This is a genomic window from Oceanobacter mangrovi (assembly GCF_019740315.1).
Taxonomy (GTDB): domain Bacteria; phylum Pseudomonadota; class Gammaproteobacteria; order Pseudomonadales; family Oceanobacteraceae; genus Oceanobacter; species Oceanobacter mangrovi.
In genome coordinates, this window is sequence record NZ_JAHXZR010000013.1 from 63,144 (window position 1) to 86,296 (window position 23,153).

Sequence of the window (23,153 nt, forward strand, 5' to 3'; positions counted from 1 at the left end):
GTACTACATAAATTCGAATGCCAAGCATAGTTCGACAAGCGTAGTTCGGACGGCAGTGATTTTACTTCGGCACTTCCCCCATCCAGCGGTACAGCGCCGGCACCACGTAAAGAGTCAGCAAGGTCGAGAACAGCAAGCCACCAACAATCGCCCAGCCCATCGGCGACCACATGCTGGAGCCCGACAGCGTCAACGGCAGCAGACCGCCGATAGTGGTCACACTGGTGAGCACAATGGGAATGAATCGGGTACGGGCGGATTCCAGAATGGCGTCGACCCGGCTTTCTCCTTCCAGCTGATTCTGATTGGCTGTGTCGACCAGAATAATGGCGTTGTTGACCACAATTCCTATCAGTGACGTCAGGCCGACAAAGGCCGTGAAACTGAAGGTGTAGCCGGTGAAATACAGCGCCCAGACTGCGCCAATCACCGCAAATGGAATCGCGCCGAAAATAATCATCGGCTGTACAAACGAGCGGAACTGCAGCACCAGCACCGCGTAAATTCCCAGCACGGCCAGAATCAGGGCCTTGGCCATGCCACCAAATGCTTCGTCACGGCTGGCGGCCTCGCCTCCCAGCACGTAACGCACGCCTGCTGGCCAGTGGTACGCATCGAGAGATTCTACCACCCGTTCAGTGACTTTCTGGGTAATGAAGCCGGGCAGCACCTGAGCGGTAACCTGAGCGGTTCTTTCAGTATCCCGGTGCTGGAAGCGGGCAATACCGGTTTCGAACCGGATATCCGCTACCTGACTCAAGGGAATCAGCTGACCGTCTGCAGACATCAAACGCAGTGATTCCAGCAAACTCAGCTGCGGCATAGGGCCCTGCGCCCTGGCTTCATTGCTATTCAGACGCACCATCAAGGGGTAGATTTCACCATCAACATGGCGGTAGCTCCCCACTTCAACACCCGCCAGCGTCGCCCGAACCATTTGATCGATGGTGCTAATGCCGATGCCCAGCATGGCGGCTTTTTCGCGATCAATATCCACCCGAATATCGGTCTTGTGGCGACCCACCGGGTTATCGATATCGGTCAGCCCCTCGGTGGATTTCAACAGATCAGCAATGTCTTTTGAGACAGACTGGATAGTACGAATATCGTTACCCACGATCCGGATCTCCACCGGTGCGGCAATTGGCGGGCCTTGCAACAACTCTTTTACCGTAATGTCCGCGCCTGCGATCTCTTCGAAGCGCTCGCGCAGCTGTGCCACAAAAGGTTCCACCACAGGCAACTCAAAGGCCTTGAGAGTGACGAACAATTGGCCATAGTTAACCCGCTGCTGGGCCGGAATTTCGTTGTAATAAATACGCGGATTGCCGCGCCCAATGTTGATGGCAACGTCTTTGACCAGCTCGTATTGACGCAAAATGTTCTCGACTTCTCTGGCCAGCTGGCGGGTCTGCTCGAAAGACGCGCTTTCCGGCAAGTCCAGATTCACCAGAATCATGGGCTTTTCCGCCTTCGGAAACAGACTCACACCAATCACAGGAATCAGCGCAACCGAGCCCACCAACATGGCAATCGACACCAGCAGAGTCAGAATCGGCCGTTTCACCACAGTGGCTAACGACGTTGCGTAGGCACCAGCAGCAACCTGCTCCAGCCAGCGATGCAGCAAGGTAGTGTCTCCACGAGGCGGTTTGCTGGCAGCTTTCGAGTCAGGTTCTTCGTCAGCAGCTTTAAACAAGGTGTTAGTCAGTGGCGTCACTGTCAGGGCAATCAGCAAGGAAGCCACCAGCGCCAGAATAACGGTAACTGGCATCGCCCGGATAAAAGTGCCGGAGCTATTCTGCATCATCAGCATGGGCAGGAAAGACAACACCGTGGTAATGGTGCCGGAAGCCACTGCCCAAGCTACTCGCTGGCTGCCTTCAATAGCCGCCACCTTGCCGCTCAAACCCTTGTGACGCTGCTGTTTGATGTTCTCGACCACCACAATGGCGTTATCCACCAGCAAGCCAAGCGCAATCACCAGCCCCACAATGGACATCTGCTGAAGGCCAAAACCCGAGAGATCCAGCCAACCAATGGCAATCAGAATCGACAGCGGAATCGCCATCACCACAACCAGAGAAGAGCGCCAGCCCAGCACCAGCAGAGCCGCAATGGCGACCAGCGCAAGCCCCTGATAGAAGTTGTTGAAAAAACCTGAAATCTGGCGGTCGACACTCTCGCTCTGATCCATGACGACCGTCATAGCCAGCGTATCCGGCAGCTGGGAACGATAGTCTTCCATCGCGGCCTTAACGCCATCCATCACATTGAAAATCTGGGTACCCCGACGCTGAACGACCGATAGAAATACTGCCGTTTGGCCATTCAGTTCCGCCCGATAAATCGGCAAGCCAGTGGTAAACCGAACCTCCGCCAGATCACCCAGATGCTGGGTGCCTGCTGATGCCGCCTTCACCACCACCTGTTCAACGTCTTCAGGCTGGTCAAATTCACCACTGGTACGAACCGTAAAACGGCGGTCTCCGGAAAGCAGATGCCCTGCCGGAATATTCCCCGACGCCTCCTTGATTGCGCCGATCACTTGAGCCAACGGCAGCTGTTGGCCCTCCAGCCGCAATGCATCGAGTTCAATCTGCATTTCCATCTCAGGCAAGGCGTCGACATCTACCCGCTTCACACCAGACACCCGTTCGAGACGACGTTCCAGCTGATTGGCGTGATAAGTCAGCAGCTCGTAATCAGAGTCAGCTGAAGTCAGTGCAATCTGAAGAATGGAAACTTCTGCCGGGCTGATACGATCCACATCCAGCAGTGCCAGGGTATCGGGCAACTCCGAACGCGCCCGGCTAACAGCCGCGACCACCTCATCAAATTTGTCGTCGGCATCTGTGCCATATAGAAATTCAATCTGAATCACTGCCAGGCCATCGGAAATACGGGTTTCCAGCTTGGCGACATCTTCCAGCTCGTACAGCTCAGACTCCAGCGGGTCGACCACCAGGGTTTCGATATCTTCGGGCGTTGTTCCCGGGCTAACGGCCTTGATCAGCGCCGCCGGAAAGTTGAATTGAGGGTCTTCCGAGCGCGGCATCGTCAGGTAGGAAACCGTCCCCAGCAGCACCAGCAAGGCGATGATTACCAGCGTAAACTGGTAGTAGCGAATCGCGAGCCGAGGGATTTGCATATCAATGCACCTCGTCTGCAGCAATCGGGCGCAGCAAATCTCCGGCTTCGATCAGTTCAGCGCCACGACTGACCAGAAAAGGTTCGTCTTCCAGTCCCGCCCGAATCCAGACAGAACCAGCACTCAATCGCTCAATTTCAACGGTACGTTGTTCGGCAGTCCAACCGCCATCACCCCTGGAAGCCACCATCACTTGCCCATGACGCCCATTAGCGGCGACGAGTGCCGCTGCCGGGATAGATGTCAGCCGGGCTTTCGTTGCCGGGGTAATTTCCACTCGAACCGTTAAACCGGCAATCAGCTGACGCTGCTGTGCGGCACTCAAATCGTCAAAAGCCAATTCTGCGGGAAACAGCGAAGAAGTGGCCATCAGAGACAACTCGCGCACGTGGGCCTTCAGGGTCACTTCATTAGGGGTATTCGGGTTCAGTACCACGCTGGCAGTATCGCCCATAGATACTGCCTGGCGTTGCTGATCCGTCAGCAATAAGCGAACACCAAAACCCGGATCAGCCGGGGCCATCACAAAAATGGTTTGACCCGACTGAACCCACTGCCCTGCCTCCACATTGCGAGCCAGAATCCAGCCATCAGCAGGCGCCAGGATGCGGCTGTGTTTGCGATTGAACTCGGCGATGCGAAGATTTTCTCGCGCCAGGGTTTCTTGCGTCTCAACGCCCTGCAAAGCCTGAATCGAGACAGCATCATTACCCTGCAAACGGCTCAGACGCTGACGCTGGCGAATCACATCATCCAGCTGAGCCTGAGCCTGCTGAACCGCCGCATCCGCTTCCAGGCTGTCCAGTTGTGCCAGCAGCTGTCCTTTGGAAACTCGCTGACCCACATCGCCATTGAGTTGCTGAATCAAGCCACCAATTCGAAAACCCAACAGCAGCTGCTCCAATGCCACCGTCTGACCCGTTACACGAATCGGCAAGGCCATCGAGCGCGACTGAACTTTTACCAGACTCACCGGCGTTTGCCTGATGGCTGATTCTGTAGCTGCCGCCAATGACAGCTGACTGATCGAACCGACCATCAAGCCAGCCAGAATCAACCTGATCCAACGATTAATCTGTCTCGGACATTCCATGTTGAGCACCCTGCGAATTCAATCGCACGCAAATGTTTACATTGAACACATGCTATTTCAGGCATGTTAACACTGTCAACACGCTATGCTAGGCTTGCAGGCAATCCGAACAACAGCCATAGCCACATGACCCCCATCGAAAACGACTCCTACCACCACGGCAACCTGAGACAGGCTTTGCTCGACGCCGCCGTCAGAACACTCAAAAACCACAGCGTGGAACAGCTCAGTTTGCGGGCACTGGCACGAGAAGCAGGCGTTTCGCAAACCGCCCCCTACCGCCACTTCAAAGACAAACACCAGCTGCTGGCGGAACTGGCAACACAAGGATTCGATGAATTAACCGAAGCACTGCTGGCAGACCGGCAGCCCGAAGATAATACCGCTCAAGCCATGTCAGCCTGTGGCCGGGGTTATTTAAGGTTTGCGCTAAACAATCCAGAGAAATACCGACTCATGTTCGGCAAGGGCATGCACGACAGAACGCTTTACCCCGAACTGGAAGCCAGCGGCATGCGCGCATTCGGCGTACTCCAGGAATGGGTAACCAGAGGAATAGAAAACGACGAACTCGACGCCAGCGACCCGGAACTCACCGCCTATCACGTATGGGCCTGTGTACATGGATTGGCATCCCTGATTATGGATGGCAAATCACACTGCAGTGATCAGGAGTCCGTTGAACAACTGGTGGAAGCAAACCTGGGAATGATCAAGCAACGATTATTGAAGTGAGTGAGCAAGACGAAACATCGACCTGGAATACCACATACATCACAAACCTGGGAGTACGGGATTATTGAACCACTACAATCCAATCGGCAAGTTTTGGGAGAGGATGGTAATTGGTATCCAATCGATCAGACTGATATGGGGCATATCGAGGCAGCAGTTGACTATTGGAATCGACTCGGACGCTTTCAAGGGGCTCGATCACCCGAGGTTAGAAGCTTCATGAATACACCAGAAAACTATGTTCTTGAGCCATCCAGCATTAATAGAAGTAAAGGCGCATCATCTGGCTCAAGATACTTGCCAGAAGCGACGGAAGCTGAAAAGAGATCATTCTTCGATATAAATGAACTTGAGCAAAGGGTGAAATGGCCGAACTACCAGAGAAATTGTACAGTGACATTACTTTGCTTTGTAAGCAAGGTGATGAATTGGCTAAATCGGAAAATCTAGAAGAGGCAAAGGTAAAGGTAAAGTATATTTCGGCGCTAAAGTTATTGCCCGACAATATAAATGAATGGGAAGCAGCTACGTGGATATATGTTGCTATTGGTGATATTCATTTTCGTATGGGGAATTACGAAAAGTGCTTTAAATGTTTTTATAATGCTGCCCAATGCCCAAAAGGATTAGGGAATCCATTTATACATTTGAGGCTTGGTCAGATGTACTATGAGCAAGGAAATATGAGTAAGGCAGCTGATGAGTTGACAAGAGCCTATATGGGTGCGGGTATAGATATACTCATGGAAGATGACCCAAAGTACCTGGAGTTTCTAGAGACAAAAATAGAAATCTAGCTCCTAAGTTTTTTCAGGTTGAAGGTTAGTCAAAAGGAGGGTGTTCAGTCAACTACATGAACACCCACTCCAATAACCATAAAAACCAATAAGTCAACTACACGGACATCCGCTTCAATAACCATTAAAAATCAATAAGTTACCAGCATTAATGTCCGGCTGATGCAGTCGGACACACACTAGCCACATCACAAACGGACAACAGCGGCTCCATCATCTGGGGCTTCGACGGCAACGGTAACCTGAAAGACGTCAGCTATCTCTACAACGACAGCCTGCTCGAGAGCGGCAACGAAAGCTATCTCTATGATGAATTTAACCGCCCCACCACCTTTACCGATATTGCCGGGCTGACCACACAATGGCGCTACTACAATAACGATCTGGTCGCCGCCATTGTCTATCCCAATGGCAGCACCACCACACTCACCTGGGATGACCGTCAGCGCCTGGAGTCCGTCATTACTGCCAAAGGTTCCGCCACCTACGGCTATTACAACGACGATCAGCTCGAAACCATTGAATACAGTAGCGGAACGGTCAGCCGTTACGAGTACACCGACCGCAATCTGATCCGCAGTATCAGCCACACCCTCAACAGCGCCACCATCGCCGAGCTGTCTTACACCTAGGACGGCAACGGTAACCTGTACTAAAGTCGTTCATGTAGACGCTCCCCATATTAGCGTTTTGCTCGTAACAGACCCCTTAGCGCTTTTAACGCTGGATCACATGGGAGCATCCATCTCATCATTCATTAAACCGTGCAGATGTTGTGTAACCATCGCCGCAGTTCCAGCCTGGTTACTCGACTTCGATCCGGAATAACCGCGCCCGAAACGCCGCAAACGAATCCGCCAGCCGTTGCAGCACGCCATCGTAGGGCGCAGCTACATACACAGCGCCATAGTCGTCTGCCAGCAGGGATACAAACAGCGGGTTGCCGCCATCGTCGCAGGCAAACGGCAGAAACTCACCGAGCTGCCATTGGCGTTCTTCATCGTCGAATTTCATATCATCGGCCAGATCACGCATCAGGGATTCTGCGGTCTGATGGCCATGGCGAATGGGGTTAAAGCTGTTGAGCGGCCAGCCCCAAAGCCCGGCTTCCCGATCCTGCTCAGACGGCTCGCCGCCGTTGGCTTGCAGATAATGCTGACTCAGGCTCTCTGGCAGGCGGGCGATCAGCTGAGCTTCCAGGGCCGCAATATCATCACGGGTCAGTTGGGCTTCGCAGTCGATCAGTTCGGGCATAAGAAGGGAATTCCGGGTGGCTCATATCGGTGGAGTAAACAGCCGGATATTATAGAGCCGCCCGATTTTATAACCGGAACAAGATCCACTTTCAGCGATCAGTTACGACGCAGGCTGTTCACCGCATCGGCAACTGTCGTATGGCCATCGGTGATTTCGATAATCTCGCGTTTGATTTCCGGCGCATCAATCAAGGCAGCCAGGGTTGCGGCGACGTTGCCACGGGCGATATTGCCGTACGGAATCGCCCGACCGGCATTGATGCGGCCATCGCCGTCGTCAGTCACCAGCGTACCAGGGCGACCGGCTACCTTGATCAGCCGTCTTTCGGTTGAGCAGCTCGCTTCACCGCCGTGTATTCCAGCTGATACCAGTCGATCCGCCGCGACAGATACATCACCACGCCCAGCCCGACAAACAGGCCGATGCTGCCCGCCAGCAAGGAATAGTCCTCAAGCTGCAGCAAGGCATACAAATAGCCATACAGCAGCGCCAGCACGCCACTGATGATCAGCGCCACTCTGGTTTGTCGGAACACCGAACCGGCGTAGCTGCCGATCATCAGGGTAATCGCCAGTGCGGCTATCCCGTAAGCGCCGTCAAAGCCAATATGCTCGGACAGGGAAATCAACAGCAAATAGAACACCGACACCGCAAAGCCAACCAGAATGTACTGAAACGGATGCACCCGGCTGCCACGTACCAGTTCGAAGCTAAAAAACGCGGCGAACGCCGAAAGGATAAATAACAACGCGTATTTGATGGTGCGAGTGGCCTGCTGATAGACATCAGCGGCCACAAACAGCGACACCCCGAAGGCAGAATATTCCACCTGATAGGCGGTGCCATCCCAACTTTGCGGATAGTTACGGTTCAGGTTCAACACGGACCAACGGGCTGTGAAGCCATCCTCTGTGACCTCCCGCTCATCCGGCAAAAACGCGCCATCAAAACTGGGCGATAGCCAGTCGGAAGTCAGCTTGATGGTGTTCTCCACCGCCAGCGGCACAAAGTTGAGCTGATCGCTGCCGTTCAGCACCACCTGTAGTTTAAAGCGCTTACTTTCGAGATTGGTCAGGTCATCAGGCCCGGAGAATCGGTAATTCACCCCGGATTCCACCACCTGTTTGTTCAGCACCCCAGGTGCCATTTCGTGCGACTGCTCGCCAATATTCAGCACAATGCGCTGCTGAATACCGGCCAGATCGCTGATGCCCAGCGATAACGAGCTTTTTGACCAGAGCACGTCATCGGCCTGCAAATCCTGCTCATCGAGAATATCCGCCGGAAACTGGCCTTCGATATCCAGCACCGTCCGGTACAGCACCACCTCGTAAATGCCGCGCTGGCGGATTTCGCTGGTCATCGACACTCTGACATTCAGCTCGTCTGGCAGAACATGGCGCTGGTAAACCAGCTCCCGAACCTCCTCGCCGGTATCCACCAGCGTACGCCACGGCAAGGTAATGAAGGGGCCAGACAGCGTTTGCTGGCCGCCCCATTTGGAGGTCACATCGGCAATTGCCTGATACTTGCGTGACTGCCGTTCATCCACCAGCGAGCCGATCATGCCCATCGGGATCAGCATCACCAGTACCAGCACACCAATCACGATTAACTTGCCGTTAATTCCCTGAAACACACGCATGCGGATTTATCCCTGTTCATTCTCTTGTTTGATCATTGGCATCAAGCGCCAAATGGGCTGAAAAACAGCCGCTTATCGACCATGTTCAACGGACAAATTCCAAAACAGCTGAGCTGTACCTTGATTTGATTCGAGACAAATTGGACACCCACTCTAACTGGTACTTCTGCCTGATTCCATTTTTCGGTTCACAAACCATAATCAGATTTCGATAACTTCACGGATGCAGTTCGATCATGCCCTACTCGCTAATAGAAAGTGCGCAAGCAACAAGTCTCCGTTGAGGCCACGCCCTACTATCACTGCGTTTCTCGCTGTGTTCGCCGCGCTTTTCTTTGTGGCACCGATTCAGTTTCTGGCCAAAGCTATGAACATCGACGTGGTTGGCTCGAAGAGCGAATATTGGCGTTGCCGCAGAGCTTCGCCATTCAGGTCGCGGCCTACGCCGTGATGTCGAAGCACTACCATATCGTTCTTTTCGTCGATTCAGACGAGGCAAATCGCTGGAGAACTACATGGACACCCACTTTAAGATTCGTTACAGATCAATAGATTAACAGCCCCGGAAGAGATTCCCCCATTAGAAGAGCGCAATGGCAAAGTCTGAACCTGAGAGCGACACGGTGAATTCTGCAAATCAACCTGATGCCGGCATGACCGCTAATGATTTAGCCCGCCATTTGGATGTGCATATTGATATCATCAGGTATCGCCTGCAAAATTTTATTGAGAAAGGTTTTGTTGTTCAGAGCGGCGAAAACCGGTACCGGATAAATGACACCAACGGCAATTCCAGGGAGTGGAGTATTTTGAAGCGAATTCTCTTAGTGATCGGCATTTTTCTACTCAGTGTAAACGGCTACACTGAGGTTTATAAATGCATGACAGCAAACAACAAAGTCGCATATCAAGATAAACCTTGTTCAATCAAAAATGTTCAGGAAGTGGTAACCATAGAAAATGGTCCAACTGATGAAGAAGTGAGGGAGGCACAAGCTATCGCAGAACGTATGAAAGGATCACCCAGTAATGCCCGTCATTCTTCCGAGAATCTAAGTCAGAACGCCAGCGAAGATACTAAGAAAGCCTACTGTAAGCAGCTGGTGCAAAAGTACAATGCCGAGAAACAACGAATTGTATCTGCCTGCAAGCAACGCCGGGAAACGTATTGCTCCCTCGATGCAAGCAGGATTCTTGATATGGAGCAGGCAAACTGGATGAAACGCGCCTCGCCACAACAGATCAGGATGTCGAATAAGAATAACCAAAACGAAAAAATCACAACACTGATCGACCAACTGAATTATAGCCATTGCCAATACACCAGATAATGTTCTGGTCAACAAAACCGGACAGCAATCAGGGCATCTATAGACGCTTCCCCAAACGCAAAAAGCCGCCGGGTCATTAACCCGCCGGCTTTTTTTGCATCCACAATCCTGTCTGTAAATCAGGCAGACTTACCGGCATTCAGGGCAGGCAGTGGCTGGGTGGTCAAGGCACACACCTGCTTTAATTCTGCCCGCTGGCTGGTAGTCAGTACGTTCAGTGCTTTCTCGCGAGCAGCAGCGCTGTTGTGTTGCAGCTGTTGTTGCAGATCGGCGACTTCCGCTTCCGCCAGAGTCACGTCGGCCTGGTTTGGATTGTCGTTGGCATACAGGCTATGCAGATGGGTAGTACGACGGTCCAGCTGACGCTGCAGTGGCTGTTGACGTTCATTCAGATCCACCTGGATCAACCGCAGTTGCGCTTGCTGAGCCTGGTTGAGTCCCAGTTTGCTAACGGTTTCAGCATCCACCAGCGGCTGCACGGCATTAGCGGCTGGGCGTACCTGATAGAAATCAGCGGGTTGGCCAGCCCAGTTAATGGAATCATCAGCGAACAGTTTACCGTTGGCGGCAGGGCCAGCTTGTACGGCCAGTGAAGTTAGCCCCAGGCTGGTAGCAACCAATGAACCCAGCAGCAGTTTGTTTACAGTGTTAGCAACAGAATGTTTTTTCATCAGAATATCCTCAAATTAGTTCAGTGCGGTTGGGCGCTGGTGCTGAAGAGCAACCTCTGTGCGCTACCGATGAATACAGATTACATTCGAGATATTTTGACAAACAGACCAATTCTGTTGCTTTATTAACAACAAAACATAGATAAACTTTTTGATAGTCCCATTTTGAAAACAAAAAGGCCGCTAATCCATGAGATTAGCGGCCTGATCGTTAGCTGGATTCTGCTCGTTTACGAATCTGCAAGCTCAGCTTTTGGTTCTTTCAATGTCACGCTTTGGATGCTTGCGCATCTCTTTAAGGCTAGTGCGTTGTTCGTCAGTCAGTAACGCCATCATGCTGGTACGGGCCTTGGTAGTAGAGAGAAACAGCTTCTGCTGAATCTCGGCCATCTCGCCATACGCCTTGTTAATGGCTTTTTCGTCAAACTTGTCGGCCATGTACAGATCACGCAGTTTGTTCTGTACGTCCATCATGGCACCACGAGCAACCCAGTGATCCTTGCGAATCTGATCCTGCAGTTTGGTCATAGCTGTTTGCTGGCTGTCGGTCAGATCAACACCACGCATGCCAAAGCCCATCATGTCTGGCTGGCCACCCATCATGCCAGGAGCCATTCCAGCCCCCATACCAGGACCCATGCCCTGCATGCCAGCCATTTGTGGACCAAAGCCACGACCATCCATCATGCCGCCACGGCCATCACGATCACCATGGCCATCGCGGTCGCCACGGCCATCACGGAAACCGGATTGCTGCATATGGCCGCGATCATTATCGCGCTCATCACACACCGGGCGGTCTTCGTTATCGCGGTCGCCGCGGAATCCGGCCTGGTCATCTTTCAAACGATCCCCTGCTATCGCAGCAACAGAAGAAACGCCCAGCACAACCGCCAGAGCAGTACCCAGCAAGGCTTTTTTGGACTTCATCATTGAGGTTTTCATGTCGTTCTCCTGTAGCCCTTCATGGGCCTTGTTCAGTTACCGGTAGAGAGTCAATTCCGGTGTACAGGATCAGTATATGAACGAAAATCGGCGGCGGAAGGGGGCCTAACAAGGCCTTTCAGACATTTGCACGGGCGGACAAGCCTTACCTAATCCTTACGTTCAAGAAGGAGATTTTAAGTCTCTTTTAATAATGATTTTGGAAAGACGATGTTGGTTTCAGCAAGCTTGTTGCTTTAATTGGAACGATTAACCAAGGATAACAAAGAAGCAGCCCCAACGAACATAGCTGCAAAGCTGCGATTCAGAATTTTTTGTTGTCGTGGTGATTTCAGGTAACGCAGTACCTTGGCGGCTAACCCGGTGTAACCTGCCATCACGATCATATCGACAGCAATCATGGTCACCATCATCAAACTGTATTGCGGCAGCTGGGATTTCGTCACATCGACAAACTGTGGCAACACCGCCAGCATAAATACAATCGCCTTGGGGTTACTGATGTTGACCAGAAATCCTTTCAGAATCATCTTCTGAGGCGACTCCCGTTGCAGCTGCTGCTCCAACTGATGCGTCTGCGCTTCCATATCCGTTGGTACTGCCCGCCATTGCTGCCAGGCCAGAAATACCAGATAACCAACGCCAAACCACTTGATCAGCTGAAAGGCCAGCTCGGATGCCACCAGCACAGCGCCGACCCCGGCCGCGACGATCAGAATCTGCAATGCCAGCGCCGACTGCAGGCCAATCACGTTCCAATAACCATATGGAAAACCATATTTCAGACCACTGGCCATCGACGCTACCGCCCCTGCGCCAGGGGAAATACTGATTACCCAACAGGCGGTAAAAAATGCCAGCCACATTTCAAACGACATACATCAGATCTCCCATTACCTCTTCAACCCAGCCGATTGTCCCGCCTGTAGCAACGCTGGCCAAGATACAGCGGATTAACAATTTGCCAGTACAGTTCTATCAGCCACTTAATCAGCTAATCGTGCCAAGCGTTGCAGTCAACAACTCCGCCAGCTGCTGGCGAGCGCTGTCAGCATCCGATTTGTTTTCGGCAATGGTTTTAGCCAGTTTCAGAAACTGCTTTTGCTCGGCGCTTTCGATATGCCGCAGCACACTCTGATCCTTGATGTTTTGGACTTCACCACCGCGGTTACCGTGGGCATGATTGGCAATTTCGCGGTAATACAGAATCGCCCGGTCCAGCAGCACTACCGGGAATTGCGGGTTTTTACTCGGCCCAACAATCACTTTGGAGCCGCCCAACGGCAGCTTCTTGATACGGATTTTGGCCAGCTCGTCACCCAGAAACCAGACGCTGCCACCACCAATAATCGCCCCTGCGGTCGCAAACAACCCCGCCGATAAACCGCCAAAGGCCGCTTCCAGCGTAACCCCCACCCCGGCGCCCATACCGGCTGCCGCCAGTACCATCTGGGTTTGGGTCAGACCCAATACCTGCCAGGTGGACTCGGAGAACAGGTCTTCTTTCAATACCGAATGCTGCGCCAGTCGGAGATCAAACAGGTTATGCAGATAGAGCTTGCGAATGCCCTCAAACAGCTTGATTTCACGCTCGCTGATCAACCGCTGGTATTGCTCCAGCCCCTGCTTGGCGGCGTCTTTTTCAGCACTGGCTTTGTCGCCGTCACGACCCACCGCTTGCTCGACCGTTAACGGCAAGGCCCATGACAGATAATCCACAATCAGCTCAGCCACCTGTTCACGACGGTTTTGCCAGTTCCACTCAAAGGCCGTGATCGCCCGGTCAATCATCGGCTCCCAGCTTTGCTGAATGGCCTTGAGGGTTTCCAACAGCGCCAGCCGTTCCGGGAAACGGGCCTGATGGGCATTGAATTCACGGATCACGTTAAAGTGACGCCGAAACGCCTGTTCCCATTGCGGCAGGTAATCACGATCCTGATCCTTGAAGTTGATCACTGCCATCCGAGGCTTGTTAATCAGCCGGAGGATTTCCATTTCCGCTTCATCGACAGCCAACAGAGGCCGCGAGCAGTCGACCACAAAAATCAGCGCGGCCCCCTGCGCCAGCGGCTGCATCAATTCGCAGTCGTGGTGATATTCCGGTTGGGACGAAAACTGCTGCAGAAACGCCTGCAACAAGGCATCGTCAGTTTTGCCTGTGGCCCGCATCCATTCCAGAATGCGCTGCGGATTCTGGAATCCCGGGGTATCCACCAGCTCCAGCACCACTTCGCCGTTAATCTCGACCGGAAAATACTGGCAATGGGTAGTTTCACCGGGATAGTCGTTAACCACCACGGAATCATCTTCCGTCAGCGTCGATAACACCGACGACTTGCCTTCGTTGGGATGACCAATCACAGCGATCAGGGGATGATTGCGATGGCTCATAGGTGTTCACCTGCAGTGGCTGCATCAACGTCGGCATGCAGCAGAATATTGGCACATTGCAGCAAATCGAGCTTCTTGCGCCAGACTTCCGCCTGCCGCGCCGACAGCGGCTTGCCAGGGCGCTCCGAAGTATTCCCATCCGAGTCTGAGCCCGGCGGCAAGGGTTTGCCGAGTAACAGCAAATGCAAATCGGCCTGTTGGCGGATCAGCCCGTCAGCCAGCTGTTTGAGTTGCTGCAGGGTTTCTTCGATGGGAGGCTGCCAGCCTTCGAGAATCAGCCAACAACTGTGATTACTGGCCAAATCTGCCAGCCGTTCGATTGGCTGAACCTCACTGACCGCGCCAGTACTTTGAGAAAGCCAGGCTTGCAGGCCTGCTGTCGGATAACGCTTTAGCGTGTCCGCCAGCACAAACAGATGGCTTTCGCTGGCGCTGATTTGCTGCAGTGGTGTCTGCACCGTCGCAGCTTCGCCCTGATGATCGCTGGGCAGGCTCTGGCTGCTGAAAGCCACCGAATGCATACGCCGCCACAGCGCCTGATCGTGATAACCGTCAAATGTCAGCGCATCCAGCAAACGGCCTTCACGCAGCCAGGTGATTGCCCATACCAGCAGCCGTGGCAACAGCCCATACACCAACACGCACAGCAGCATAAACGGCCACCAGACCCGGAAGTCGGCGGCTGCAAAATCCTGCCCGCCCTGTCCCAGGCGAATCTGGGTATTCAGAATTTGCTGTAACGATGGCCAGCCGGTGCCTTCGCCCCACAGCCAGCTCCACGGCAGTGCCAGCGTCGATACCAGACCATGAACCGTTTCCGCCGAAGTGGTTAGCGAACTTTGCCAACCGAACGCCCGATCGGTAACCGCCAGCAACACCAGCACGCACAACAAGGCTCCGAGGTTAAAACCAATGCCCATCACCTGAAACAGCCGCATGGCGCGGTTGGCAAACAAGGGCTTGTAACGCTGCGCCAACTGATTCAGCAATTGGCCACGAATGCGGGCGTCATCAACCTGTTCACGACTGAATTGCTGTCGCGCGCCAGACTTCCAGAACCGGTTCCAGAGCCACTGCGCCATACTGGTAAACGGCTGATACCAGCTGGCAAACAGCTGTTTCCCCACCAGTGAAAACGTCAGTGTTATCACCAACAAGAACAACAGCAGCAATTGCGGCAGTACCAGCAAGGCCAGAAACAGCGCCACATTCACCGGCACCGAACCGTCATACACCATGGCTGAGCTGGCCAGGCCAACACCACTGGCAAAACCAACCAGCAGCATCAGTAATGCCGACAGCGACAGACTGTGCTGTAACAGCTGCCCGGCATCCGAGCTTTGCGGCTGCTGCTCACTGCGTTTGGCCAACCAGAAGCGGTACAACCGGGAACGCAGATTCGGGCTTGCGCCGATTGCTGCAGCCTGAAAAATCTGTCGGTCACGCAGCGCCAGCTGCTCTTCATCCTGTTGCTGATCCTGCAGCCGGTATTGCTCAAACCGCACCAGATCCGCCAGCGACCAACGGTCATCAACCGCCAGCGGCGTGTCATCCTGAAATTGCTTCACTGAAATTCAAAACACCCGGGAAAATAAAAACCAATAAACACGAGATAAACCACAAATCCGATTCACTAAAGAGCCATGGCAATCACCAGCGCTGAGTCACCCATTCAGGTTTAACGAAGGCTCCGGCACAACTCGATAAACTCATAGTCTTCAGCATACCACTGCCGCAAACATGAGATGCCTTCTGGCGGAATATAGCGATCCAGATCCGCCGGATTACGGTGAGCAGAAACGTCGTCTGTCGGTAAAAGCTCAGTGGCAGGAATACTCAGAATACCTTTGAGTATTGCAAAATCGGCGTCCAGTGACTCCTGAAAACCCACGAACAGGATGTCATCAAGGCGGGACCTGAAGTAATCCAGGTCACCATACCAAAAGCGGTATTGCCGCAAATGCATCACCCGTTTCATTGCCATCCGGGCGACATCATGGTGTTCATGCGTTGGCTCCAGCAACGCTGAAGCAAGTTCGGCAGGCGTCGAAAAAGCCGCAAATACCTTTTCTTCAAACGGCTTCCACTCGGATAGATAACGCGGCTGGCCTTTGCGCTGACGACTGTAAAAACCACTGATAAAGCGAGACACAGGATCGCGCAGAAACATCACCACTTTTTCGCCAACCGGCACATCAGCCAGGGTGCTTTTATGGGCGTGTAACACCAGCGGGCTATCCACACTGTCGCTATAACGCTTTAACACCGACTTGACCGCAGTCCCGCCAGTTTTGCCGATATGCAGCAAGTGAACGGTTTGCTGATCGTTATCCTGATTCGCCATTCGAATGAACTGCCTCTCCTGAATATTTGCTGATTGTATCCGCTCACGGGAAACCAAAGTAGGTGCACGTTCAATGAGCGTATAACGCCCACCATGTACTTTCTGGTAGGTTAACTCGCAAGATGAATTCCAGCGGACAACAGCATGACTGCCTCCATTAACTGCGCCATCACTTTCGATTTTGATCAAGTTATTCCGCGCCGGGACTCCGGCTGCTTTAAATGGGATTCCAATCCCAGGGCCTCGACCCTGCCGATGTTTGTGGCGGATATGGATTTCCAGACTGCTCCGGCGGTCATCGAAGCACTGCAGCAGCGGGTTGAGCATGGGGTATTTGGTTACACCTGGATTCGTGACGAATACTTCGAGGCTCTGACCAGCTGGTTTCAGCGCCGTTATCAATTTGCCATCGAACGTGACTGGGTGCTGCCGACAATCGGCATTGTGCCGGCCATCTCGGCGATTTTAGCCAGCCTGGTTAAAGCCAACCTGAAAGCTACTGGAGTCATCGTTCAGACACCGGTTTACCACTGTTTCTTTTCCTCGATTCGTCGCAGCGGCTGTGAAGTGGTAGAAAATCCGCTGCAACTGGATGACCAGGGCGTTTATCAGATCGATTTTGACGATCTGGAACGCAAGGCGGCGGAACCCGATAACAGCGTGCTGCTGCTGTGCCATCCGCATAATCCGTCCGGCCGGGTCTGGCGCAATGATGAGCTGCAGCGTATTGGCGACATCTGTTTACGCCATCAGGTTATTGTGATCAGTGACGAAATCCACTGCGACCTGCTGTTCCCCGGCCAACGTCATCAGCCGTTTGCTGCCCTGCCGCTCCAGTACGCCCAAGACCAGGCCCAATCCCAGACAAAAACCTCCCCGGAACAGATATCCGCCTGGCAAGCCAACTGCATCACCCTGCATTCCGTCAGCAAGACCTTCAACCTGGCCGGGCTGCAAATCGCCAATATCATTATTGCCGATCGCCAGCTGCGCAGCCGGGTTCAGCAAGGCCTGCTGGCACACGAAATCCAGGGCGTAAATCCGTTTGGGGTTGAAGGCCTGATCGCCGCCTGTAACAAGGGCGAAGAGTGGCTGACAGCACTGAACCAATATCTGTTCGGCAACTATCAGTTGATTGAGCAGTTCCTGCAACAGCATTTGCCTCAGCTGCGGCTGTACCCACAACAGTCGACCTATCTGGCCTGGATCGACTGTGCGGCGACAGGTCTGAACGGTGATCAACTGGCCAAACGCCTGTTAGAAGACGGCGACTTGCGTATCAGCAGTGGCATGGGATTCCTGCCAGACAGCAACCAAAGAAACAGTTATATCCGGCTGAATTTTGCCTGCCCGCGATCGGTATTGCAGGATGGCCTGACACGGCTGGCCAAGGTGCTGGGCTAGATTAGCTTCGTAGGGGCTCTGTCCCGGCATGCCGGGACCCTACGAATACGTCTGCAGAACGCGGCGTCAGCCATATCCCGATATTCACAGGGGCAAGTCATGCCTTGCCAGACAATTCTGGCCTGCACCAGCCCGAGCCCTTTTACTGGCGTGCAGATACTCTATACTGCGCGCCCCTCGCACTCTCGCCACCTCATCAAAGTACAGCGGACTTCACCATGACCAGCTTCCAATCCCTGGGTCTGATTCCAGAATTGCTCGATAACCTGCAACGCCTGGGTTACCAGCAGCCCACCGATATTCAGCAACAGGCCATACCGTTGATTTTAAAAGGTCGCGACTTGATGGCGGCAGCGCAAACCGGCACCGGTAAAACCGCCGGTTTTGTGGTGCCCCTATTACAAAGCCTGTTGAAACTGAAAGATGGCAAACCGATGCCCGGCAACTCGGTGCGGGCGCTGATTCTGGTGCCAACCCGCGAACTGGCCGAACAATGTCTGCAAGCTGTGCAGCGTTACAGCGCAGGGCTGCCGCTGCGCAGCTACGCGGTTTACGGTGGTGTCAGCATCAATCCGCAGATGCTGGCAATGCGCAAGGGCATGGATATTCTGGTGGCAACTCCCGGCCGCCTGCTCGACCTTTACCGCCAGAATGCCGTGAAATTCGAGCAGTTGAAGTCGCTTGTGCTGGACGAAGCCGACCGCATGCTGGATCTGGGCTTTGCCGGTGAACTGGATGAGCTTTTCTGCGCCATTCCACGGCAGCGCCAGACGTTGTTGTTCTCCGCGACGTTTTCCCAGCGGGTACGGGATATGGCGGACATAATGCTGCGCGACCCGGCGCTGGTCGAAGTGGCGCAGGCCAACAGCGCTGCCGATACAGTGACCCAATGGCTGATTCCGGTCGACAAGAAGCGCAAGCAGGAGCTGCTGTTACAGGTGTTGCAGCAACAGGCCGCCGCGCAGGTACTGGTGTTTGTCAAAACCCGCAAAAGTGTGGATGAACTCGAAACCGTGCTGGTCAACGCCGGTTATGTGGTTGCCGCCATTCACGGTGACAAAACCCAGGCCAGCCGGATGGGAGCCATGCAGGCATTCCGCGAACGCCAGGTGCAGATTCTGGTGGCTACCGATGTGGCTGCGCGTGGTCTCGACGTCGAAGAATTGCCACTGGTGATCAATCTGGAATTGCCCATCAACGCTGAAGACTATGTCCACCGTATCGGCCGCAGCGGTCGCAAAGGTAATTCAGGAGCCGCCATTTCACTGGTCAGCGCCGATGAAGTCCAGCAACTGGCAACCATTGAAACCCTTATTGGCCAGCTGATCGAGCGCCGCGAAGACAGCGCCTTTACGCCGGAACACAAGGTGCCGGAAACAGCGCTGGGCGGCCAGATCGTCAAGAAGCCCAAAAAGCCGAAGAAAAAACTGATTCCGGGTACCGGTATGGGAATGGCCGAAGCCGCCCAGAAAGCGGCATCCAGACCCGCCAGCCGACGTAACGGCGGTGCCGGAACCGGACGCGTGTTCGATAGTAGTGAAAGTGCACCGGCCAAAGACCGTCGCCGCCGCAGTAATAAAGGTACGGGCAAAGGTAAAGGCAAGAGCCCGGCCGCTAGATAACCCCTTCAGGACGCCTTGAACTGAATCGCCAGCATTTCGCCGCTGGCGAATACCTGCTCGTTATCCCCGCTACCAATACCAAGTGTCAGCGCCAGCTGACACTTGCGGCCGTCCAGCTTTAACAACCGCGCCCGCACTGCCAGCTCAACCCCAATCGGCGTTGGCTGGTGAAAGTTAACCGTCAGTGAGCCAGTCACAAACCGGATCGGCTCGCCATCGTCGCCCCACTGACGTTCTAGCTGGCGATACTGAAAGGCGGCCGCCGAGGCCGTACCGTGGCAGTCCAGCAAGGACGCCACCATGCCGCCATAAACATGGCCCGGCACCCCGCCGCTGAATTTTGGATCGACCGTGTGTAACGCCAATGTCTGCTCAGGCTGCTGCGAGTCCCAGCGGCTTTTCAAATGATGGCCATGCGGGTTACTTCTGCCGCAGCCATAGCAATGGCTGAAGGCATCCGGGTAAAAGTCCTGAAAGGCAGCGCTGTTTTCCATTCGATCGTCCTTACACCTGTATGAAAGTCTTGCCAGCTGGAACCTGCCCCCGTCATCAGAACCCGCCCACGTCATCAGAACCCACACAGATTCATGAATCAGATTCATGGCCGCTATCCATTTATCTCTATAGAAGCTGGCAAGCAGGCCTGAAATCATGCCACAACAACCGAATTTCAATAACCCGTCAGTCTCACGCGCATCTGAGCGCTATATGGCAGACAGAGCCAATGGGTCCAAACAGACCGTTCAAGCTGCTGATCTGGTTTGCTCAGAACCCTTGTGCTGCACTGACAAACAGCAATCCGACTTAACCCATTCCATCCGACACGGCAAGTAACCGTCAGAGTTACGCCCCGGCAAGATCTGATGAGGAGACATTCATGATCAGCGTAACCATTAACGGCGAGCAACGACAGTTCGACGTTCCCGCCGACACCCCGATTTTGTGGGTTCTACGCGACTTCGCCAAACTCACCGGCAGCCGTTTTGGCTGCGGCATGGCACTCTGTGGTGCCTGCACGGTACACCTGGATGGCCAACCGATTCGCTCCTGCGTCAGCCCGATTTCCATGGCGGCCGGCAAACACATCACCACCATTGAGGCTATCGAAAACGACAGTATTGGCAGACGGGTACAGCAGGCCTGGATGGACGAAGCAGTGGCCCAGTGTGGTTATTGTCAGAGCGGCCAGATCATGAGTGCAGTGGCCTTGCTGAAACAGCATCCAAACCCGACTGATGCCCAAATCGATACTGCCATGGCAGGCAATATCTGCCGCTGTGGTACCTACACCCGTATTCGCAGTGCCATTCACCGCGCGGCTGGCCAACGTACAGCCAGCGCTGAGCAAACCAGTAACCGTAACAGCGACCTGTTTACGGAGGTGAAAGCATGAGCCAGAACACGACCATCCAGCAGCCGTCCGTGATGCTGGCGAACGTCAGCCGTCGTCGTTTTATGCAAGGTCTGGCCGTTTCCGGCGCGCTGGTAATGGCTGCCCGCTGGGATCTGGCCATGGCAGACGACAGCCCCAACGCAGCACAAAAGTACGGTGGCGATGCCATGCCGCACGGCTGGGTCGATAACCCGAACGTGTTTATTTCACTGGCTGCCGACGGCAAGATCACCCTGATTAACCATCGCGCTGAAATGGGTCAGGGCATTCGTACAAGTATCGTGATGGTGCTGGCCGATGAACTGGGTGCCGATTGGCAACTGGTCAGCGTAGAGCAGGCCCAGGCTAACGAAGAAAAATACGGCAACCAGAACACCGACGGTTCGCGCTCCATGCGTCACTGGTTCGACCCAATGCGCCGGGCTGGGGCTGCCATGCGTCAGATGCTGGAACAAGCCGCAGCGAACCATTGGCATGTAGCCGCCAGCGACTGTCTCGCAACCGTGCATCAGGTGGTTCACGAACCAACCGGTCGCAGCCTCTCCTTCGGTGAACTGGCGGCAGCCGCAGCCGCTCTGGAAGTACCTGCCCGCGATAGCCTGCGCCTGAAAACAACAGATCAGTGGCGTTATATCAACCAGCTGCCAAAAGCCTATCCCGAATCGAACCAGCAACAGCCGCTGGCAGTGGACGGTTGGGACATAGTCACCGGCAAAGCCAAATACGCCGCCGATGTTGAATTCGACAATATGCTTTACGCCGTGATTGCCCGCCCGCCGTCTTATGGATCGGCGGTGAAGTCCTGGGACGACAGTGAAACGCTCAAGGTCGACGGTGTGGTGAAGGTTATCGCCCTGCCAACCGCCAGCCAGCCGTCCGCCTTTGAACCGCTCGGTGGCGTTGCCGTGCTGGCGACCAACACCTGGGCTGCCATCAAGGGCCGTAATGCCCTCAAGGTGGAATGGGACAAGGGGCCAGCCGGTGATAACGGCCGTTATGACTCCAGCACGTTCAGCCAGCAAATGCAGCAAACTGCACAGCTACCAGGCAAGGTCGTGCGCCAACAAGGAGATTTTGTCGCCGCCCAACAGCAGGCCAACAGCACCTTCAAGGCCGAATATTATGCGCCGCATATGGCCCAGGCACCGATGGAACCACCTGCAGCCATCGTCCGCATCCAGCAGACAGACAACGGCATCAAGGCCGACGTCTGGACTTCGGTGCAGAACCCGCAACTGGCCCGTGACGGCGTTGCCAAACGACTGGGGCTGCAACCAACCGACGTGACCGTTAACTGCGCCCTGCTGGGTGGCGGTTTTGGTCGTAAAGCCAAGCCCGACTATGTGTTTGAAGCGGCAGACCTGTCGAAAGCCATGGGTGGACGGCCGGTACGGGTGCAGTGGACCCGCGAAGACGATCTGCATCACAGCTTCTTCCACACCGTCGCGCTGGAACATTTTGAAGCCACCTTCGACCAGCAACAGGCCGTCAGCGGCTGGCTGCACCGTTCGGTTTCACCGAGTATTTATTCGCTGTTTGCGCCCGGCGTAAAACTGCAGTCGGATATGGAAGTTGATCAGGGTATTCGTAACCTGCCGTTTGATATCCCGGCGATTCAGGCTGAAAGCGGCGAAGCCCCGGGGCATGTGCGGATTGGCTGGTTCCGCTCGGTGTACAACATTCCCCATGCCTTTGGCATCCAGAGTTTTGTCGCTGAGCTGGCCCACAAGGCAGGCCGCGACCACAAGGAATTCCTGTTGCAACTGCTTGGCCCGGATCGCCAGATTGATCCTCGCAGCCAACAGGTGGTCTGGAACTACGGCGAAAACCCGGAGCTTTATCCGATTGATACCGGTCGTTTCCGTGGCGTGATCGAAAAAGCCACCAAAGAAGCGGGCTGGGGCAAAAAGCTGCCGAAAAACCGTGGCCTTGGGCTGGCGGTGCATCAGAGCTTTGTTTCCTACTGCGCCGTGGTGATGGATGTTGAGGTCAGCGATGCCGGCGAAGTGATTATTCACCGCGCAGACATCGCCTTTGACTGTGGTCCACAGATCAACCCCGACCGGGTTCGTTCCCAGCTGGAAGGTGCCTGTGTGATGGGCGTCGGCATCGGCCTGATGACCCAGATAACCGCCAAAGACGGCGCTATCGAACAAGGCAACTTCCACCAGTATCTGGTGCCACGCATCAATCAGGCGCCCAAACAGATCCATACCTGGGCAGTCAACGCCAGTAATATGAGTCTGCCGTTAGGTGGGGTTGGTGAACCTGGTCTGCCACCGATTGCACCAGCACTGTGTAATGCGATTTTTGCCGCGACCGGCAAACGTATTCGCAATTTGCCGGTTGGCAATCAGCTGGCTTCCTGAGGTTC

Annotated in this window: 20 protein-coding genes and 1 pseudogene; 8 read left to right on the forward strand and 13 right to left on the reverse strand. The window is 54.3% G+C overall.

The genetic code is table 11. The annotated features are described in order from the left end of the window. Positions 1 to 61: 61 nt before the first annotated feature. Together K6123_RS20935 and K6123_RS20940 are read right to left on the reverse strand one after the other, a co-directional pair. On the reverse strand, positions 62 to 3,151 hold the full coding sequence (locus K6123_RS20935) for an efflux RND transporter permease subunit (RefSeq protein ID WP_221801313.1): 3,090 nt from the start codon (positions 3,149 to 3,151) through the stop codon (positions 62 to 64). A gap of 1 nt (position 3,152) precedes the next feature. After that, positions 3,153 to 4,244: an efflux RND transporter periplasmic adaptor subunit gene (locus tag K6123_RS20940; protein ID WP_221801314.1), complete on the reverse strand. Its 1,092-nt coding sequence runs from the start codon at positions 4,242 to 4,244 to the stop codon at positions 3,153 to 3,155. A gap of 126 nt (positions 4,245 to 4,370) precedes the next feature. Here K6123_RS20940 and K6123_RS20945 point away from each other — a divergent pair, with 126 nt between their 5' ends. Both K6123_RS20945 and K6123_RS20955 read left to right on the forward strand, forming a co-directional pair. Next, on the forward strand, positions 4,371 to 4,979 hold the full coding sequence (locus tag K6123_RS20945; protein ID WP_221801315.1) for a TetR/AcrR family transcriptional regulator: 609 nt from the start codon (positions 4,371 to 4,373) through the stop codon (positions 4,977 to 4,979). A 365-nt stretch (positions 4,980 to 5,344) separates the two neighbouring features. After that, positions 5,345 to 5,776: a tetratricopeptide repeat protein gene (locus K6123_RS20955; RefSeq protein ID WP_221801457.1), complete on the forward strand. Its 432-nt coding sequence runs from the start codon at positions 5,345 to 5,347 to the stop codon at positions 5,774 to 5,776. 188 nt (positions 5,777 to 5,964) lie between these two features. Here K6123_RS20955 and K6123_RS23310 read toward each other — a convergent pair whose 3' ends face one another. The 4 genes from K6123_RS23310 to creD form a co-directional block, all read right to left on the reverse strand. Beyond that, positions 5,965 to 6,366, reverse strand: coding sequence for a hypothetical protein (locus K6123_RS23310; RefSeq protein WP_246624939.1), 402 nt, complete (start codon positions 6,364 to 6,366; stop codon positions 5,965 to 5,967). Between the two features lie 214 nt (positions 6,367 to 6,580). Continuing rightward, on the reverse strand, positions 6,581 to 7,030 hold the full coding sequence (locus K6123_RS20965) for an SMI1/KNR4 family protein (protein ID WP_221801317.1): 450 nt from the start codon (positions 7,028 to 7,030) through the stop codon (positions 6,581 to 6,583). Between the two features lie 98 nt (positions 7,031 to 7,128). Further along, entirely contained in the window at positions 7,129 to 7,317 is a 189-nt protein-coding gene (locus K6123_RS20970) for a hypothetical protein (protein ID WP_221801319.1), read from the reverse strand. Between the two features lie 29 nt (positions 7,318 to 7,346). Further along, positions 7,347 to 8,678: a cell envelope integrity protein CreD gene (gene creD, locus K6123_RS20975; RefSeq protein ID WP_221801321.1), complete on the reverse strand. Its 1,332-nt coding sequence runs from the start codon at positions 8,676 to 8,678 to the stop codon at positions 7,347 to 7,349. A 258-nt stretch (positions 8,679 to 8,936) separates the two neighbouring features. Here creD and K6123_RS23315 point away from each other — a divergent pair. Together K6123_RS23315 and K6123_RS20980 are read left to right on the forward strand one after the other, a co-directional pair. Next, positions 8,937 to 9,185 (forward strand): annotated as a pseudogene (locus K6123_RS23315) (transposase); the annotation flags it as partial. A gap of 86 nt (positions 9,186 to 9,271) precedes the next feature. Beyond that, on the forward strand, positions 9,272 to 10,009 hold the full coding sequence (locus tag K6123_RS20980) for a DUF4124 domain-containing protein (protein ID WP_221801323.1): 738 nt from the start codon (positions 9,272 to 9,274) through the stop codon (positions 10,007 to 10,009). Between the two features lie 119 nt (positions 10,010 to 10,128). Here K6123_RS20980 and K6123_RS20985 read toward each other — a convergent pair whose 3' ends face one another. The 6 genes from K6123_RS20985 to K6123_RS21010 all read right to left on the reverse strand — a co-directional run bounded on the left by K6123_RS20985 (position 10,129) and on the right by K6123_RS21010 (position 16,549). Then, entirely contained in the window at positions 10,129 to 10,680 is a 552-nt protein-coding gene (locus K6123_RS20985; protein WP_221801326.1) for a Spy/CpxP family protein refolding chaperone, read from the reverse strand. A gap of 246 nt (positions 10,681 to 10,926) precedes the next feature. Next, on the reverse strand, positions 10,927 to 11,625 hold the full coding sequence (locus tag K6123_RS20990) for a Spy/CpxP family protein refolding chaperone (protein WP_221801328.1): 699 nt from the start codon (positions 11,623 to 11,625) through the stop codon (positions 10,927 to 10,929). Between the two features lie 236 nt (positions 11,626 to 11,861). Then, the gene (locus K6123_RS20995; RefSeq protein WP_221801329.1) at positions 11,862 to 12,503 is read right to left on the reverse strand and encodes a LysE family transporter; all 642 of its coding nucleotides are present in this window, start codon (positions 12,501 to 12,503) and stop codon (positions 11,862 to 11,864) included. Between the two features lie 112 nt (positions 12,504 to 12,615). Continuing rightward, complete coding sequence (locus K6123_RS21000) at positions 12,616 to 14,016, reverse strand: GTPase/DUF3482 domain-containing protein (RefSeq protein WP_221801330.1); 1,401 nt, start codon at positions 14,014 to 14,016, stop codon at positions 12,616 to 12,618. Then, entirely contained in the window at positions 14,013 to 15,584 is a 1,572-nt protein-coding gene (locus K6123_RS23320; protein WP_221801331.1) for a DUF2868 domain-containing protein, read from the reverse strand. The genes K6123_RS21000 and K6123_RS23320 overlap by 4 nt, the downstream gene beginning before the upstream one ends. Positions 15,585 to 15,694: 110 nt before the next feature. Next, positions 15,695 to 16,549: a sulfotransferase family 2 domain-containing protein gene (locus tag K6123_RS21010; RefSeq protein WP_221801332.1), complete on the reverse strand. Its 855-nt coding sequence runs from the start codon at positions 16,547 to 16,549 to the stop codon at positions 15,695 to 15,697. Between K6123_RS21010 and K6123_RS21015 the strand changes: the two genes are divergently transcribed. Together K6123_RS21015 and K6123_RS21020 are read left to right on the forward strand one after the other, a co-directional pair. Further along, on the forward strand, positions 16,505 to 17,764 hold the full coding sequence (locus tag K6123_RS21015; RefSeq protein ID WP_246624940.1) for a MalY/PatB family protein: 1,260 nt from the start codon (positions 16,505 to 16,507) through the stop codon (positions 17,762 to 17,764). The genes K6123_RS21010 and K6123_RS21015 overlap by 45 nt on opposite strands. A 218-nt stretch (positions 17,765 to 17,982) precedes the next feature. Continuing rightward, positions 17,983 to 19,386 (forward strand): DEAD/DEAH box helicase, encoded by a 1,404-nt coding sequence (locus tag K6123_RS21020; protein ID WP_221801333.1) that lies wholly within the window; start codon positions 17,983 to 17,985, stop codon positions 19,384 to 19,386. Positions 19,387 to 19,391: 5 nt separating this feature from the next. Here K6123_RS21020 and K6123_RS21025 read toward each other — a convergent pair whose 3' ends face one another. Continuing rightward, positions 19,392 to 19,880 (reverse strand): PaaI family thioesterase, encoded by a 489-nt coding sequence (locus K6123_RS21025; protein WP_221801334.1) that lies wholly within the window; start codon positions 19,878 to 19,880, stop codon positions 19,392 to 19,394. Between the two features lie 383 nt (positions 19,881 to 20,263). Between K6123_RS21025 and K6123_RS21030 the strand changes: the two genes are divergently transcribed. Together K6123_RS21030 and K6123_RS21035 are read left to right on the forward strand one after the other, a co-directional pair. Further along, complete coding sequence (locus tag K6123_RS21030; protein ID WP_221801335.1) at positions 20,264 to 20,779, forward strand: (2Fe-2S)-binding protein; 516 nt, start codon at positions 20,264 to 20,266, stop codon at positions 20,777 to 20,779. Next, a complete protein-coding gene (locus tag K6123_RS21035; RefSeq protein ID WP_221801337.1) occupies positions 20,776 to 23,148 on the forward strand; it encodes a xanthine dehydrogenase family protein molybdopterin-binding subunit in 2,373 nt (790 codons plus the stop codon). Before K6123_RS21030 ends, K6123_RS21035 begins: the two co-directional genes overlap by 4 nt. Positions 23,149 to 23,153: the final 5 nt, after the last annotated feature.

Excerpts from the sequence above, each read along its gene's own strand:
- K6123_RS20935 (WP_221801313.1), bottom strand. The coding sequence starts at position 3,151 with ATGCAAATCCCTCGGCTCGCGATTCGCTACTACCAGTTTACGCTGGTA.
- K6123_RS20940 (WP_221801314.1), bottom strand. The coding sequence starts at position 4,244 with ATGGAATGTCCGAGACAGATTAATCGTTGGATCAGGTTGATTCTGGCT.
- K6123_RS20945 (WP_221801315.1), top strand. The coding sequence starts at position 4,371 with ATGACCCCCATCGAAAACGACTCCTACCACCACGGCAACCTGAGACAG.
- K6123_RS20955 (WP_221801457.1), top strand. The coding sequence starts at position 5,345 with ATGGCCGAACTACCAGAGAAATTGTACAGTGACATTACTTTGCTTTGT.
- K6123_RS20965 (WP_221801317.1), bottom strand. The coding sequence starts at position 7,030 with ATGCCCGAACTGATCGACTGCGAAGCCCAACTGACCCGTGATGATATT.
- creD (WP_221801321.1), bottom strand. The coding sequence starts at position 8,678 with ATGCGTGTGTTTCAGGGAATTAACGGCAAGTTAATCGTGATTGGTGTG.
- K6123_RS20980 (WP_221801323.1), top strand. The coding sequence starts at position 9,272 with ATGGCAAAGTCTGAACCTGAGAGCGACACGGTGAATTCTGCAAATCAA.
- K6123_RS20985 (WP_221801326.1), bottom strand. The coding sequence starts at position 10,680 with ATGAAAAAACATTCTGTTGCTAACACTGTAAACAAACTGCTGCTGGGT.
- K6123_RS20990 (WP_221801328.1), bottom strand. The coding sequence starts at position 11,625 with ATGAAAACCTCAATGATGAAGTCCAAAAAAGCCTTGCTGGGTACTGCT.
- K6123_RS20995 (WP_221801329.1), bottom strand. The coding sequence starts at position 12,503 with ATGTCGTTTGAAATGTGGCTGGCATTTTTTACCGCCTGTTGGGTAATC.
- K6123_RS21000 (WP_221801330.1), bottom strand. The coding sequence starts at position 14,016 with ATGAGCCATCGCAATCATCCCCTGATCGCTGTGATTGGTCATCCCAAC.
- K6123_RS21015 (WP_246624940.1), top strand. The coding sequence starts at position 16,505 with ATGACTGCCTCCATTAACTGCGCCATCACTTTCGATTTTGATCAAGTT.
- K6123_RS21020 (WP_221801333.1), top strand. The coding sequence starts at position 17,983 with ATGACCAGCTTCCAATCCCTGGGTCTGATTCCAGAATTGCTCGATAAC.
- K6123_RS21025 (WP_221801334.1), bottom strand. The coding sequence starts at position 19,880 with ATGGAAAACAGCGCTGCCTTTCAGGACTTTTACCCGGATGCCTTCAGC.
- K6123_RS21030 (WP_221801335.1), top strand. The coding sequence starts at position 20,264 with ATGATCAGCGTAACCATTAACGGCGAGCAACGACAGTTCGACGTTCCC.
- K6123_RS21035 (WP_221801337.1), top strand. The coding sequence starts at position 20,776 with ATGAGCCAGAACACGACCATCCAGCAGCCGTCCGTGATGCTGGCGAAC.